This is a genomic window from Enterobacter sp. 302C9, assembly GCF_034106085.1.
Taxonomy (GTDB): Bacteria; Pseudomonadota; Gammaproteobacteria; order Enterobacterales; family Enterobacteriaceae; genus Enterobacter; species Enterobacter asburiae_B.
Genome location: NZ_JAWNBW010000006.1, coordinates 53,794 through 68,818 on the forward strand (window position 1 = coordinate 53,794; position 15,025 = coordinate 68,818).

Here is a 15,025-nt window from a genome sequence, read left to right on the forward strand (position 1 = left end):
AGAGGTGAATATGTCTGCACATCGTCAACTGCGGCTCGGGACCATTTTGCATGGTGCATCCGGAAATATGTCCGCCTGGCGTCACCCTGAGGCCGTCGCCGATGCAAGCATCAATTTTGATTTCGTCAAAGCGACGGCGTTAAAGGCGGAGGAGGGCAAACTCGATTTTTTATTCGTTGCCGACGGTCTCTATATCAACGAGAAATCGATCCCGCATTTTTTAAATCGCTTTGAACCGCTGACGGTGTTATCCGCTCTCGCCAGCATCACCTCGCGCCTGGGGCTGGTGGGAACCTTATCCACCTCCTACAGCGAGCCCTTCACCACGGCGCGCCAGTTCGCCAGCCTCGACCACCTCAGCAACGGTCGCGCGGGCTGGAACGTGGTGACTTCGCCGCTGGAAGGGTCAGCGAAGAACTTTTCCCGTGAAAAACATCCCGAGCACGCGCTGCGGTATCGCATTGCGGATGAATATCTCGACGTGGTGAAAGGGCTGTGGGATTCCTGGGAAGGCGACGCCTTTGTGCGCAACAAAGAGAGCGGTCAGTTTTTTGACCCGGCAAAATTGCATACCCTGGACCACCACGGTGATTTCTTCCAGGTCGCCGGTCCTCTGAATATTGGTCGAACGCCGCAGGGGCGGCCGATTGTCTTTCAGGCGGGCGCGTCGGACGACGGGAAAAAGCTGGCGGCGAAACATGCCGACGCCATTTTTACCCATCACGAGACCCTCGATGAGGCAAAAGCGTTTTATCGCGACGTGAAGCAGCAGCTGGAAAGTAACGGACGCCGCGCGTCAGATTTACATATTTTCCAGGGCGTCAGCGTGATTGTGGGTAAAGACGCCGATGACGTGGAAAACCAGTATCAAACCACGGCGGCGCTGGTGTCGATTAACGATGCTCTCAACTACCTCGGACGCTATTTCGAACATCACGATTTCAGCCAGTACCCGCTCGACGAGCCGTTCCCGGATATCGGCGACTTAGGCAAAAACAGCTTCCGCAGCACCACCGATGAAATCAAGCGTAACGCCCGCGAGCGCAGCTTAACCCTGCGTCAGGTGGCGCTGGAAGCCGCCTCGCCGCGACCGCGCTTTTCCGGTACGCCGGAAGAGGTGGCCGACGGTCTGCAGGCCTGGTTTGAAGGCTATGCCGCAGACGGCTTCATCATTCAGGGCGGTACGCCGGACACCTTCCCGCGCTTTGTTGACCAGGTGGTGCCTGTTTTACAGGCGCGCGGCCTGTTCCGTACCGACTACCCGGGCACCACGCTGCGCGAAAGCCTCGGCTTAGACGAACCTAAAAACCAATACACACAACAATAAAAGAGAACCCCGCTATGCAGAAAACAACGCTTATTCTGGCGCTCGCGCTGGCCTTTACCCCTGCCGTCTGGGCAGAGAATGTGAATATTAACGGCACCGGCGTCAGCATCGAGGCCAATAAAACGCCGGTTAATACCGTCAAAAACAGCGAGGCGGTGGCACAGCTGCCGAAAGACTATCGCTTTGCCGTGCCGGGGAAATTTACCGTGGCGGTGGCGGGCCTCAATCAACCGCCGCTGACGGTGTTTTCCGACGACAACAAAACGCTGCTGGGAAGCGAGGTTGACGTCGCCCGTCTGGTCGCTGACAGCCTCGGGCTGGAGCTAAACGTGGTGCCAACCTCCTGGGAAGACTGGCCGCTGGGCGTGGCTTCCGGAAAATATGACGCGGCCATCAGCAACATCACCGTCACCAAAGAGCGTAAAGAGAAGTTTGATTTCGCCACCTACCGCAAAGATTCCCTCGGGTTCTACGTGAAATCAACCAGCCCGATCAAGTCGCTGCAGAAGGCGGAAGACATCGCCGGGCTGCGGATTATCGTCGGCTCCGGCACCAACCAGGAGGCCATCCTGCTGGCCTGGAATGCCGAAAACCTCAAGAAAGGTCTGAAGCCCTTTACCCCGATCTACACCAAAGACGATGCGGCACAAACGCTGGCCCTGCAGTCCGGACGCGCGGATGCCTACTTTGGCCCGAACGTGATTGGCGCCTGGAAAGCGGCGCTGAACGGGAAAACCAAACTGGTGGGTAGCGTCGACGGCGGCTGGCCGAAGGCGGCGCACATTGCGGTTACGCTGAAGAAAGGCAGCGGGCTGGTTGAGCCGGTGCAAACCGCGCTGAACGGCGTGATCAAAAACGGCGACTACGACAAAGTGCTGAACCGCTGGGGGGAAGGCGTTGAGCGTATTCCTCAGTCAGAAGTGAACCCGGCTGGCCTGGGCGATTAAGGAGGCGTGATGAGCGAACGATTTCGTGATGTTTCACCGGAAGACGCCGAGCTTCAGCCCATTATCGAAGGGCTTTTCGGTGAATATGCCGCCCGCTACGGAGACTACTTCTCCAAAGACGCGGAAGTTGAGCTTACAGAGTGGTATTTAGCGCCGCAGGGGCTGTTTATCGTACTGGAGCGCGACGGGAAGATTATCGCCACCGGCGCGTACAAACCTTTCGACGAACGCACCGCAGAAATCAAACGCATCTGGACGGACAAAACCCTGCGTCAGCAGGGGCTTGCCGGGCGCGTGGTGCAGGAGCTTGAGCGCAGGGCGGTGCTGGCAGGGTACAGCCAAATATACCTGACAACCGGATTTCGCCAGCCGGAAGCGGTACGGCTCTATCTCAGCCAGGGCTATCAGGCGCAGTTCGATCTGAACCGCGATCCGGAAGAGTACAGCCAGCCGCCGTTTGACGGTCGGCTGCGCTTCACCAAAACGCTGGTACGCGAAGCGTTCAGTAAAACCGCATGAGGAACGACGATGAGCAACGTTGAAACCATTAAGGTGGTCCCGGCGCGTTATCCGCTGCGGGCCGTCGGCGCCGCGGTGGCGCTGTTTGTCCTGGCGGTCGTGATTCAGTCCGTGGCCTTTAACCCGCGCTGGGAGTGGACGGTGTTTGCCCGCTGGTTCTTTGACCCGGTGATCCTCGAAGGTGTCGGGCAGACCCTGCTGCTGACGCTGATCGGCACCGCGCTGAGCGTGGTGCTTGGGGGCATGCTGGCGCTGGCGAGACTCTCTTCATCCTGGCTGCTGAGCAGCCTGGCGTGGGCCTACATCTGGCTGTTTCGGTCGCTGCCGCTGATCGTGGTGCTGATCATTCTCTACAACTTCTCCTATCTCTACGACACGCTTTCGCTCGGCGTGCCGTTCACCGGCATCACCTGGGGCAGCTTTGAAACCATCAACGTGCTGGGTCAGTTTTCTACCGCCGTGGTGGGGCTCACCCTGGTGCAAAGCGCCTATACCGCCGAGATCGTTCGCGGCGGATTCCTCGGGGTCGATCACGGCCAGTATGAGGCCGCCGCCGCGCTCGGTCTGCCGGCCTGGCGCCGCACGGTGCGCATCATTTTGCCGCAGGCGCTGCGCACCATCCTGCCGTCGGGATTCAATGAAATCATCAGCCTCGCCAAGGGTACGGCGATGGTATACGTCCTGGCGATGCCGGAGCTGTTCTATACCATCCAGATGATCTACAACCGCACGCAGGAAGTGATCCCGCTGCTGATGGTCGGTGCCGCCTGGTACCTGGCGATCACCACCGTCCTGTCCGCTATCCAGTATGGCGTCGAGCGCGCGCTTGCCCGCAGCGAACGCCGCTCTGCCGTTAACCAGAACCGTGCCGCTCGTCGCACCCGTTCTGTCACCACCACGCCAGCACAGGAGCCCGTCCATGCAAGCCTCTCCTGAAGGACATATTTCGATTACCGGCGTCAGCAAGTATTTCGGTCGCCATAAGGCGCTCGATAACGTTTCGCTTGAGATCCCGCCCGGGTCCGTGACGGTGATCCTCGGGCCGTCCGGCTCCGGTAAATCGACGCTGCTGCGCACCATTAATCACCTGGAGCGCGTCGATGAAGGTTTTATTCAGATCGACGGAGACTACATCGGCTATCGCCGTGAGGGCGACAGGCTGTATGAGCTGAAGGAGAAGGAGATCCTCAAGCAGCGCGTCAACGTGGGCTACGTGTTTCAGAACTTCAATTTGTTTCCGCACCTCACGGTGCTGGAAAACCTGATTGAGGCACCCATCGCGCATAAAAAGCTCAGCAAAAAAGAGGCGGTGGAAAGGGCATACAGCCTGCTGGACGTGGTCGGGCTGCGGGACAAAGCCGATGCCTGGTCTCGTCATCTCTCCGGCGGGCAGCAGCAGCGTATTGCCATTGCCCGCGCGCTGGCGCTGCGTCCCCGCGTGATGCTGTTTGATGAGCCCACCTCGGCGCTCGATCCGGAGCTGGTGGGGGAAGTGTTAGACGTGATCAAAAAGCTGGCCCGGTCCGGCACCACGCTGGTGGTAGTGACCCACGAGATCGGCTTTGCCCGGGAAGTGGCGGATCAGGTGGTGTTTATGGTCGACGGAAAAATTGTCGAGCAGGGAAGCAGTGACGAGGTATTAAACCGTCCGTCACATGCGCGAACGCGCCAGTTTCTCTCCAAAGTCTTGTAAGGAGTGCCAATGAAATATGGACTTCTGGCGGGGCTGGTCTTCACAACGGCGAGCCACGCCAGCATTGATTTGAAAGCCAACGAGCAGCCGCTGCCGGTGACGGTGGATAGGCAGGCCGTGGCGAAGATCCCCGCCAATTACAAATTCGTTGAGCCGGGTACGCTGACGGTCGCCGTTTCGGCGCTGAATTCTCCGCCGCTGGCGCTGCTGGCCAGCGATAACCGCACGCGCATCGGCAGCGACCCGGATATCGCCCGCCTGCTGGCGGGCAGCCTGGGGCTAAAGCTGAAGCTGGTGCCGACGGCGTGGGAAGACTGGCCGCTCGGGATCGCCTCCGGGCGCTACGACGTGGCGCTGGTGAACATTGCGGTGACCGAACAGCGTAAAGAGAAATTTGATTTTGCGACCTACCGCGTCGATTCGCTGGCGTTTTCGGTGAAATCCACCAGCGAGATCCAGTCAATCAAAAGCGCGGAAGATCTGGCCGGGAAAAAGGTGATCGTCGGCTCCGGTACGAATCAGGAGCGCATTCTGCTGGGCTGGAACGAAGAGAACAAAAAGGCGGGAAGGGCGCCTGCGCTGCCGGTCTATCTCCACGACGATGCCTCGGGCAATCTCTATATTCAGTCCGGCAGGGCTGACGTGTTCTTCGGCCCGCAGTCGGTATCGGCCTATAAGGCTGCGCTCACGGGCAAAACCCGCGTGGTCGGTTTAGGGCCGAAAAAAGCCTATGTCGCGACCACCACCAAAAAGGGCAATGAGCTGGTGTACGCGCTGCAGGCCGCGCTGGACGGCGCGATTAAGCGCGGAGATTACCAGAAGGTGCTGGCGCGCTGGGGCGAGCAGGGCGAAGCGGTGGCGCAGTCGGAGGTCAACCCGCCTGGGATAACCTACTAATGGTGCTCTATACCCAAAATAATTCGAGTTGCAGGAAGGCGGCAAGGGAACGAATCCCCGGGAGCGTACACAAGTACGTGACTGGGGTGAGTGAGTGCAGCCAACGCACCTGCAACTTGAAGTATGACGGGTATACACTTAGGGTTTTCATCCCTGCGGAGGCAACATGATTAAACTCTATGGCGTACCCGGCTGGGGCTCGGCGATCGGTGAAGTGATGCTAACCCTGGCCGATATCCCCTATCAATTTATCAACGTGGACGGGTTTGACCAGCCCGGCCCGCAGCGTGAGCTGCTGCAAAAGCTCAACCCGCTGTGTCAGGTACCCACGCTGGAGCTGGAAAATGGCGCCATCATGACCGAAACGGCGGCGATTGCCCTGATGGTGCTCGACAGATGTCCCGATCTCGCGCCGCCCGTGGGGCAGGCCGAACGCCAGCAGTTTCAGCGCTTGCTGATCTGGTTTGTGGCCAACGTCTATCCCACGTTTACGTATGCGGACTATCCCGAACGCTGGGCACCGGATGCGCCTGAACAGCTGCAGAAAAACTGCATCGAATACCGGAAATCTCTCTATTTGTGGTTCGAAACTCAGCTCAAGGCCGCCCCGTTTGCGCTGGGTGAACGGCTGACGCTGCTGGATGTTTATATCGCGGTGGCGCGAACCTGGGGGCCACGCCATGACTGGTTTGCGGCCAATACGCCGAAACTGACGGCCATCGCAGATACCGTATGTCAGCTGCCGGAACTGCACAAGGTGTTAAAGGCCAACGGTATTATCTGGTAACGTGGAGCCCTGACTCACAACTGGAAGCCTGCATATGCCACACGTAGATATCAAATGTTTTCCCCGCGATATGAACGACGAACAAAAAACCGCACTGGCCGAGGATATTGCTGAGGTCATTATTCGCCATTTCAACAGCAAAGACAGCTCGGTGTCCGTTGCGTTGAATCAGGTGAACCAGGAGGACTGGAAAGCGCAGGTCTGGGATACCGAAATAGGACCGAAGCTGGACGAATTAATCAAAAAGCCAGGCTATTCAATGTAAGCGCAATTGCCGGGGGGAACTCTTCTCCCCGGTTTTTCCCCGCCTCGTCTTCCCGCTTTTTCGCAAAAATCGATAAAAATGCGTTTTATCTTATCCGTTACACTTTACGTTTCTGGCTGACAGCCCATCAATCCTTAGGAAAGATCTCAAACAGAATCAGTTAAGGACAGACACGCTAAAGGATAATTTTCTCATGACAAAATTACCCCGTTTTTCACTCGCCTTTCTTCACCCTCGTTACTGGCTAAGCTGGGCTGGCATCGCCGCGCTGTGGCTCATCATGCTGCTCCCTTATCCGCTGCTGTTCCGAATCGGCCACGGCCTTGGACGGCTGGCGATGCGCCTGCTTCCGCGCCGCGTTGAGATTGCCCGCCGCAACCTGGAACTCTGTTTTCCGGAGATGAAAAAGGCGGAGCGAGAGTCACTGCTGCAGCGTAATTTTGAATCGGTAGGAATGGGGGTAATCGAAACCGGGATGGCATGGTTCTGGCCTGCGTGGCGGGTGAAGAAATGCTTTACCGTGACGGGTTATGAGCACATGGAAAAGGCGCGGGCAAAGGGCAATGGCGTGGTGCTCGTTGGCATGCATTTTCTCACCCTTGAGCTGGGCGCGCGGATCTTTGGCATGCTCAACCCCGGCATTGGGGTGTATCGTCCGAATAATAACGCGCTGCTGGACTGGCTTCAGACGCGCGGGCGCCTGCGCTCCAATAAAACCATGCTCGATCGTCATGATTTAAAGGGCATGATCCGCTCGCTGAAGCAGAATGAAATTTTGTGGTACGCCCCGGACCATGACTATGGCAAAACCAATAGCGTCTTTGTGCCGTTCTTTGCGGTTGCGGATGCCGCCACGACCGCTGGAAGCTATATGCTGGTCAAAAGCGCTAAGCCTGCCGTCATTCCCTTTGTGCCGCGCCGCCGGGCGGACGGTACCGGCTACGAACTGATTATTCTGGAGGATATCAGCGAGGCGCTGCAGGGGGGCGATAAAGAATCTGTTGCGACGCAGATGAACAGGGCGATTGAACAGGCGGTACGGATGGCGCCAGAACAGTATATGTGGCTGCACCGGCGCTTCAAAACGCGTCCTGAAGGTCAGCCTGACCGGTATGCCCGCCGCAAGAGCGTGGCACCAAGGGCTGACATCCTGTCTGCCGCCGATCTTTCTGACCGGTCGGGCGTCCAGCACTGAGGCAGCGATTCTGCCCTCACCGTGCAGTGAGGGCAGGATCGAGGCTTACAGCGCAGACCTGCGGTATGGCGCATAGTCCGCCTGCCACCAGGTCTTCTCAATACGCGCCATCAGCGTCTCATCATCTATCGCCGGAGCCACGCCCTGTTCAATCGCGGCCCGGGCGACGGCGACGGCAATCTGGCGTGAAACCGTTTCAATCTGATCTACCGGCGGCAGCAATCCGCCTTTTTCCGTGGTGACCAGCGGTGACTGCGCGGCCAGGCTGCGGCTTGCTGCCATCAGCATCTCTTCCGTCACCCGGCGCGCGTTGCAGGCCAGCACGCCCAGCCCCAGGCCCGGGAAAATATAGGCGTTGTTACACTGGGCGATCTCGTAGTGTTCATTCTCCCAGAATACCGGGGCGAACGGGCTGCCGGTGGCCACCAGTGCCGCCCCCTGGGTCCAGGCGATAAGATCCTGCGGCTGGGCTTCCGCCCGTGAGGTCGGGTTCGAGAGCGGCATGATGATCGGGCGCGGACAGTGGCGATGCATCTCTTTGACAATCTCTTCGCTGAACAGCCCCGGCTGGCCCGAAACGCCGATCATCACCGTGGGATGCGCGTTTTTCACCACGTCCAGCAGGGAAATGTTCTTCGCGTCAACCTGCCAGCTGCATACGGCGTCGCGCGCGGTAAGCAGGTTTTTCTGGAAATCGAGCAGGTTGGTCATGTCGTCGGTCAGCAGGCCGAAGCGATCGACCATAAAGATCCGGCTGCGCGCTTCCGGCTCGGTCAGGCCGTCATCCACCATCAGCGCCACAATTTTTTCAGCTATTCCGCATCCGGCAGAGCCGCTGCCCAGGAAGACCACGCGCTGGTCGCGAATGCGCGTGCCCGCAGCATGGGCCGCCGCCATCAGCGTACCGGCGGTGACGGCGGCCGTGCCCTGGATATCATCATTGAAGCAGCACAGCTGGTCGCGGTAGCGCTGAAGCAGCCTGGTGGCGTTTTTCTGCGCAAAGTCCTCAAATTGCAGGAGCACATTGGGCCAGCGCGCTTTAACGGTGCTGACAAACATATCCATAAACTCAGCGTACTGGTCGTCGCTGATGCGCGGGTGGCGCCAGCCCATGTACATCGGGTCGTCGAGGTGTTGCTGATTATTGGTGCCGACATCCAGCATTATCGGCAGGGTAGAGGCCGGATGGATCCCGCCGCAGGCGGTATACAGCGACAGCTTGCCAATTGGGATACCCATTCCGCCGATGCCCTGATCGCCAAGCCCTAAAATACGTTCCCCGTCCGTCACCACAATCACGCGAACGTCGTTGCGCGAAAAGCTTTGCAGCATTTCATCAATACGATGGCGATTCGGCCATGAAATAAACAGGCCGCGCGCGCGTCGATAAATCGTGGAGAAATGCTCGCAGGCTTCACCGACCGTCGGGGTATAGATAATCGGTAACGTCTCTTTGAGATGCGAACGCAGGAGGTTATAAAAGAGCGTTTCATTGGTGTCCTGAATATTTCGCAGGTAAACATGACGCGAAATATCGCTTTTAAAATGGCAGAACTGCACCCAGGCGCGCTCGGTTTGTTCTTCAATGGTTTCAACGTTGTGCGGCAATAACCCATGCAGATTAAAATTGTCACGCTCTTCTTTAATAAATGCGAGCCCTTTATTTAACAGCGGGTTTTCCAGCAATACGGCCCCGTTATAGGGGGTGTACAGAACTTCTTTCCGGGACATGGTTAACTCCTGAATTTTTTATATAAAGCAGATTAAGAAATAAAATAGATCATAATGCCTTCGGTCACGACCCCGACGGCAGTGCCAATTAATATGGAAGAGGATGCGGTATCAATATAGGTATCGCTGCGTAAGGCAAACATCCCCGCGGCAATCGCGGAAGGCGTTGCGCCAATAATGACGACCTGCTGCAGTAAGGTATGGCTCAGGCCAAAGGCGATCCCCGCGGCGGCCATCATTGCCGGCTGAATAAGGTTTTTAATACTGATGTTGGTAAACGTCTGCACGTTCAGTTTTGGACGTTCACCGTAAAACAACAGGCCGAGGGCAAACAGGGACAGCCCGCCTGAAACCTTTCCAACCATCTCAATAGGCATGCTGAGAATAGAAGGAATTTGCACGCCTGCCAGACTGAGCAATACGCCGGAGACCGGGATCCAGACGATAGGATTGCGCGCCGCCTTGATGAGGTTTTGTACGATCATCGCGCCCGGGTGCAGCGCCTCCAGGCCATCTTGACCGTTTTTATCACCCATACGAATCAGGACGATAGTCAGAGGGATCATGATAACGCTGGTAATAATATTGCCAATCAGCACGCCGATAAATCCTTCCGGCCCAATCAAGACCGCCAGGACCGGTGCGCCAAAGTAGGCCATATCGGGAAAGGCGCAAACCAGAGACTGAATGGCGCTGGTTTTGATATCGTGGCGAAAAACGCAGCGTGAAATAAATAGCGTCAGTAAATACGACCCCATTAAACCGACAACTAAAACGGCCATAAAGGTCAGGTTCTTAATTTTATTCGGGTCGGTATGCAATGCGCCTATAAAAAGATGGAAAGGAAGGGCGAAACGAATCACCACGGTTGCCATAACGTTTGCATCTTCACGCCGGGAATATCCCAGCTTTCCACTTAGCCATCCAAGTAACATTATAAAGACGAGCGGAAACAGTGACTGTAATAGTAATGAAGGCATAGTATTTCCTGTAGGGTATTTTATGTGTTTTATTGCAGCGCTAATCTAGCGCTTAGAAAGCAGGGCAGGAGTGACAAGGGTCACACTCTCTCTGCTTTTATTAATTTCAAAAAGATTGCTTTAGTTGGATAACTAATGCTTTCATCAAATATTGATAAGACGCAAGAAAGCGACAATGGTCGCCATAAATAACTTTAGTTACTTAATGCTGAATTAAGTTATTTAAAAGCAAAGAGCCGAATTGTTCACATTTCTCCCGGCAGGCCCGTGCTAATTTCATGTTGAGCCTGATTTTAGAAAAGGCCATCTAAGTCTTTATTTATATTTAAAAACTTTTATTCGTATCAGGAATAGTTTCAGTTATTCCTTTCTCTGTTTATCCGAACACAAATTCAGGTGATTATATGAAAGATAATCCTGTACCGACTTCTGAACTGTCGACCTCGCGTTTTGCCTTTGGGCTCAACAATACCGAGGTGGGCACGGTCCCGTTGATGCTGTTCGTCGGGATTGCCGCGATTGTGGCGACGTCCGCCTGGGCAGGGCTGCTGCCAAAAAATATGATTGGTGGACTCGCGGTCATCATGACCCTCGGCTTCGCGTTTGCCAAAGTAGGGCGTCAAATCCCGGTGCTGAAAGATATCGGCGGCCCGGCGATCCTGTGCCTGATGGTCCCCTCCGTGCTGGTCTATTTTGGCGTATTCGGGAAACATACCCTTGATACCGTGCATCTGCTGATGAAAGAGGCGAATCTGCTCTATTTCGTCATCGCCTGCCTGGTGGTCGGCAGCATTCTGGGGATGAACCGGGTGCTGCTGATCCAGGGGATGATGCGCATGTTTGTTCCTCTGGTGGCCGGAACATGCATGGCCGTGCTGAGCGGCCTCATTGTGGGCTCACTGTTTGGTTATACGCCTTACCACACCTTCTTCTTCATCATTGTGCCCATCATCGGCGGCGGGATTGGCGAGGGGATTTTGCCGCTGTCCCTGGCCTATTCGGCAATACTGGGGCAGACGCCGGACGTCTACGTTGCGCAGCTGGCACCCGCTGCGGTCGTCGGGAATATCTTCGCCATTATTTGTGCGGGCTCGCTGGCGCGTCTCGGCGCGAAACGCCCTGCGCTTTCGGGAAATGGCATGCTTACGCGGAGTAAAGACGACGCCAGCCTTTTTGCCGGGGCGCAAAGCACGCAGCAGACGGATTTTCATCTGATGGGGGGTGGATTGCTGATGGTGTGCGCGTTTTTCATCGTCGGCGGATTGTTTGAAAAACTGGTACACATTCCCGGCCCGGTGCTGATGATCCTGATTGCCGTCCTGTGTAAATACTTCAGGGTTATCCCGGCCTCAATGGAGCAGGGCGCGCACAGTTGCTATAAATTCGTCTCGGCTGCGCTGGTCTGGCCGCTGATGATCGGCCTCGGGATGTTATACGTGCCGCTTGAAAGCGTGGTGTCGGTCTTCTCGGTGGGATACGTGGTGGTATGCGGTTCGGTTGTGATTGCGATGGCGCTGAGCGGCTACTTTATCGCGTCGCGTCTGAATATGTATCCTGTGGAAGCGGCCATTGTGACCTGCTGCCACAGCGGGCTGGGCGGAACGGGGGACGTGGCCATTTTGTCCGCGTCTAACCGGATGTCGCTGATGCCGTTCGCGCAGATCGCCACCCGCATCGGCGGCGCGTCGACGGTGATTTTCGCCACGCTGCTGATGGGCTGGATAATGGCGCACTGATCCGAAACGTCAGGATGCTGAATCGCAACGACATTTTCAGGGTGCCGCTGCGGTTCAGTCCTTTATAAAACTCACCGCGCTGTATAGAATTACCGCACCCACAGCGACGGGATACCACACGATGACCGGAAGAGTTGATTATCAGATTGAAAAATATCTCCTTACCGAAGCCGCCGAGCCGGAGCGCCTGACGCGCCAGTGGGCAGAGGTGATGGAGGAGTGTCGTGAGCAACAGTCCGGTGCAGAGGAGCGGCTGCGCCTCGCGTTGCTTAATGTGGATTACGTCACCAGCTTCGAGCTGCCCTTCAGGCTGCTCCTTACCCGTGCGCCCCAGCTGATAGACGTTGTCAGAAAAGAGCTTCAGCTCAGTCAGAAAAATGTTCTGTTTAACGGCAAGCGCTTTGGCTGCGTCTATAGCCTGAAAAGGGATCTCGACGGAATACCTGACGAATTTACCTATCAGCTGAAAACGCGTATCCAGCGCAGTGACGCGAAAGGATGCAATGAACTGCCTTACCGGCAAATTGCCCAGCAGGTTAAAGCCCCGAAGGAACGCCTCAGGCTGGCGCTGGAAAACGGGCTGTCGGTGACGGCACTCGACGGGCTTTTCTGGTTTGGCATTCAGCGCATCGCGGCCGATGTGCAGAGATTACGCAAAACGGGGATGAGGATCGCGACGTCCGACGCCGAGGTGTTTGATACGCTCACCAAAACAACCCGGCGGATCCCTGTTTATAGCCTTGCTCGCCCGGAATGAGTATTCGCCGCTGACTGGTCGACGGCATCAAACATGACGGAAAATTGCGGCCAGTTTTTTTACAGCGTCTTCTATTTCCCTTTCCGTGTAAGCAGCAAATCCCATCAAAAAACCGGTGGACGCGGGGGGACCTGCATATAAATTGGTAAGACCAAGTATATCAACACCCGCGCGTCGGGCGGCGGTGGCTATTTCTTTCTCGGATATGCCGTGCTTCAGGTGACAAGGCATTTGCATTCCCCCCGCAGGCGTTTCACAGGTAACATATTCGGAGAGATATTCGTCCATCATGCTTGCCAGCGTGTCGCGACGAGCAACATAAATACTCCGCATCTTACGAACATAGGCGCCAAAATGGCCTCCCTCCAGAAATTTAGCCAGCGTCAGCTGGGTTATTGAGGCGGTGTGACCATCCATTAATGTCCTCGCCATGGTAAAGGGCTCTGTCAATTCTGAGGGAACGATCATGTAGGCAATTCGCAGCCCAGGGAACAGAGACTTAGTGAACGTGCCGATATAAATTGTCCGGTTATACGTATCAAGCCCCTGAAGACTGGCCATAGGCTTACCTTCGTAGTGAAACTCGCTGTCATAGTCATCCTCAATAATCCAGGCTCCGTAACGGTTTGCCCATTTAACAACTGCCAGTCGTCGGTCAAGAGAGAGCGTCACCCCGGTGGGGTACTGATGAGAAGGCGTAAGGTAGATCGCCCTGGCAGGCTCGGTCAGAGAATTAAGCCCGTCAACCGAGATGCCTTTTTCATCAAGAGGAACCGGAATACAGAGAAGCCCTGCAGCGTTGAACGCTTTGTGTGCCCCTTGATAGGAGGGATCTTCAATGACAATGCCATCCCCGGCGTCCATCAGCACGTGGGAACAGAGTGCAAGCGCCTGTTGAGAACTTGTCAGAACGATAACCTGTTCTGCCCTCGCACGCGTTCCGCGCTCAAGATTGACATATTCCGCAATTGCCCGTCGCAGGCGCTCTATACCCTGGGGTGGACTTTGCTCTAACGCCTGGTGCTGAAACTCCTTCAGTACCTGTCGCTGAAGACGCTCCCAGATCGGAAGGGGAAACATGCGGGTTTCAGGAATGCCGGGCGCAAGGGGGCGAGGTGAAGAAAACTCGCGGATCCCGCCGCTTTCATAAACGGTCTTTCCCCGGACGCTGAGTTTTGCTTTTCGTATCTCAGCGGTTGGCTGATGCTGTCGAGGACGGGGTTTTAAAAAACGCGCGCTGGAAGAGACGAAGCTCCCTCTGCCTGTTTGTCTCTCAATAAAACCTTCGGCATGCAGGCTGGAGTAGGCCGCTTCAATGGTGTCCCGGGAAACGCCGAGAGACGTCGCCAGCGCGCGTGAAGCAGGAAGGGCCTTACCGTGAGATAGCACTCCTTCCAGAATCAGCGTCCGTATTGCTCTCTGGATCCTTTCATGAAGCGGTAGCGATCCGTTAGCGGGGTCGGAAATCCATGTCTTAACCGTTTCTAGCTGCGCGTGCTTAAACATTACGTTGTCCACTTTCCCTCTGTATCTCTTGATTCTAAAGCAATAGTGCACGCAGCAGGATGAAAAATTGGTCTGCCTTGATGGCGAGAATTGGCGGGGCAAAACGTGCCATTCAGCGAATACACTCTTCCTGAAACGAATAAACGGGTGAGCAAAGAGGCAATATGAATAATACGAGCGTGATAATTGAGGCAGTTAAAGAACGTGATTTTGAAAGCTGGATGCCGCTATGGGGAAAATATCAGGCGTTTTACAACGTCGATCTGTCCGGGACCATTACTGAACGAACCTGGCAACGATTTTTCAGCCCCGTTGAGCCGCTATTCTGCGTGGTGGCACGATGTAATGGAGACGTAGTAGGTTTTGCGCATTATCTTTTTCACCGTTCGACATGGGCTGAGAGCGATTACTGCTACCTCGAAGATTTATACGTCTGCGAAGCCGTAAGGGGCAAACACATTGGCAAACAGTTAATAGAATATGTTCAGAGAGAAGCCAGAAAACATCATGCCAGTCACCTTTACTGGCATACGCATGAAGCCAACTATCGCGGGCAACGATTGTACGACTGGATTGCGAAGAAAAGTGGAATGATTGAATATCGTATGCACGTAAGATAAACCCCTCTGCTGACATTATGCCCCTTACATCTTTACGGGGCATTTTTCAGGGGATAATAGGTATA

Annotated in this window: 13 protein-coding genes and 1 pseudogene; 11 read left to right on the forward strand and 3 right to left on the reverse strand. The window is 55.7% G+C overall.

Going from position 1 to position 15,025, the window contains the following annotated elements; translation table 11 throughout:
• The first annotated feature begins 10 nt into the window (after positions 1 to 10).
• The 8 genes and pseudogenes from UR289_RS13385 to UR289_RS13420 all read left to right on the forward strand — a co-directional run bounded on the left by UR289_RS13385 (position 11) and on the right by UR289_RS13420 (position 7,630).
• A pseudogene (locus tag UR289_RS13385) lies at positions 11 to 2,274 on the forward strand (NtaA/DmoA family FMN-dependent monooxygenase).
• A gap of 9 nt (positions 2,275 to 2,283) precedes the next feature.
• Positions 2,284 to 2,793: a GNAT family N-acetyltransferase gene (locus tag UR289_RS13390; RefSeq protein ID WP_032656866.1), complete on the forward strand. Its 510-nt coding sequence runs from the start codon at positions 2,284 to 2,286 to the stop codon at positions 2,791 to 2,793.
• A gap of 9 nt (positions 2,794 to 2,802) precedes the next feature.
• Positions 2,803 to 3,729, forward strand: coding sequence for an amino acid ABC transporter permease (locus UR289_RS13395; RefSeq protein ID WP_033145670.1), 927 nt, complete (start codon positions 2,803 to 2,805; stop codon positions 3,727 to 3,729).
• Positions 3,713 to 4,486, forward strand: coding sequence for an amino acid ABC transporter ATP-binding protein (locus UR289_RS13400; RefSeq protein ID WP_033145669.1), 774 nt, complete (start codon positions 3,713 to 3,715; stop codon positions 4,484 to 4,486). Before UR289_RS13395 ends, UR289_RS13400 begins: the two co-directional genes overlap by 17 nt.
• 9 nt (positions 4,487 to 4,495) lie before the next feature.
• Positions 4,496 to 5,383: an ABC transporter substrate-binding protein gene (locus UR289_RS13405; RefSeq protein ID WP_023311966.1), complete on the forward strand. Its 888-nt coding sequence runs from the start codon at positions 4,496 to 4,498 to the stop codon at positions 5,381 to 5,383.
• A 166-nt stretch (positions 5,384 to 5,549) separates the two neighbouring features.
• On the forward strand, positions 5,550 to 6,170 hold the full coding sequence (locus UR289_RS13410) for a glutathione S-transferase family protein (RefSeq protein WP_320710439.1): 621 nt from the start codon (positions 5,550 to 5,552) through the stop codon (positions 6,168 to 6,170).
• A gap of 34 nt (positions 6,171 to 6,204) precedes the next feature.
• Positions 6,205 to 6,435 carry a tautomerase PptA gene (gene pptA / locus UR289_RS13415; protein WP_320710441.1) on the forward strand — a complete coding sequence of 77 codons (231 nt, stop codon included), beginning with the start codon at positions 6,205 to 6,207 and terminating at the stop codon, positions 6,433 to 6,435.
• Between the two features lie 193 nt (positions 6,436 to 6,628).
• Positions 6,629 to 7,630 carry a Kdo(2)-lipid IV(A) acyltransferase gene (locus tag UR289_RS13420; RefSeq protein ID WP_320710444.1) on the forward strand — a complete coding sequence of 334 codons (1,002 nt, stop codon included), beginning with the start codon at positions 6,629 to 6,631 and terminating at the stop codon, positions 7,628 to 7,630.
• Between the two features lie 45 nt (positions 7,631 to 7,675).
• Here UR289_RS13420 and UR289_RS13425 read toward each other — a convergent pair whose 3' ends face one another.
• Both UR289_RS13425 and UR289_RS13430 read right to left on the reverse strand, forming a co-directional pair.
• Positions 7,676 to 9,361: an NAD-dependent malic enzyme gene (locus tag UR289_RS13425; protein WP_087822652.1), complete on the reverse strand. Its 1,686-nt coding sequence runs from the start codon at positions 9,359 to 9,361 to the stop codon at positions 7,676 to 7,678.
• A gap of 32 nt (positions 9,362 to 9,393) precedes the next feature.
• Positions 9,394 to 10,341 carry an AEC family transporter gene (locus tag UR289_RS13430; RefSeq protein ID WP_320710447.1) on the reverse strand — a complete coding sequence of 316 codons (948 nt, stop codon included), beginning with the start codon at positions 10,339 to 10,341 and terminating at the stop codon, positions 9,394 to 9,396.
• A gap of 404 nt (positions 10,342 to 10,745) precedes the next feature.
• Between UR289_RS13430 and UR289_RS13435 the strand changes: the two genes are divergently transcribed.
• The gene (locus tag UR289_RS13435) at positions 10,746 to 12,077 is read left to right on the forward strand and encodes a 2-hydroxycarboxylate transporter family protein (RefSeq protein ID WP_033145663.1); all 1,332 of its coding nucleotides are present in this window, start codon (positions 10,746 to 10,748) and stop codon (positions 12,075 to 12,077) included.
• Between the two features lie 121 nt (positions 12,078 to 12,198).
• Positions 12,199 to 12,834, forward strand: a complete 636-nt coding sequence (locus tag UR289_RS13440; RefSeq protein ID WP_320710449.1) for a helix-turn-helix domain-containing protein — start codon at positions 12,199 to 12,201, stop codon at positions 12,832 to 12,834.
• Between the two features lie 27 nt (positions 12,835 to 12,861).
• On the opposite strand, the gene UR289_RS13445 is transcribed toward UR289_RS13440, so the two are convergent.
• Positions 12,862 to 14,340 carry a PLP-dependent aminotransferase family protein gene (locus UR289_RS13445; protein ID WP_320710451.1) on the reverse strand — a complete coding sequence of 493 codons (1,479 nt, stop codon included), beginning with the start codon at positions 14,338 to 14,340 and terminating at the stop codon, positions 12,862 to 12,864.
• Between the two features lie 164 nt (positions 14,341 to 14,504).
• On the opposite strand from UR289_RS13445, the gene UR289_RS13450 reads away from it, so the two are divergent.
• Positions 14,505 to 14,960, forward strand: a complete 456-nt coding sequence (locus UR289_RS13450) for a GNAT family N-acetyltransferase (protein WP_033145660.1) — start codon at positions 14,505 to 14,507, stop codon at positions 14,958 to 14,960.
• The last annotated feature ends 65 nt before the right edge of the window (positions 14,961 to 15,025 follow it).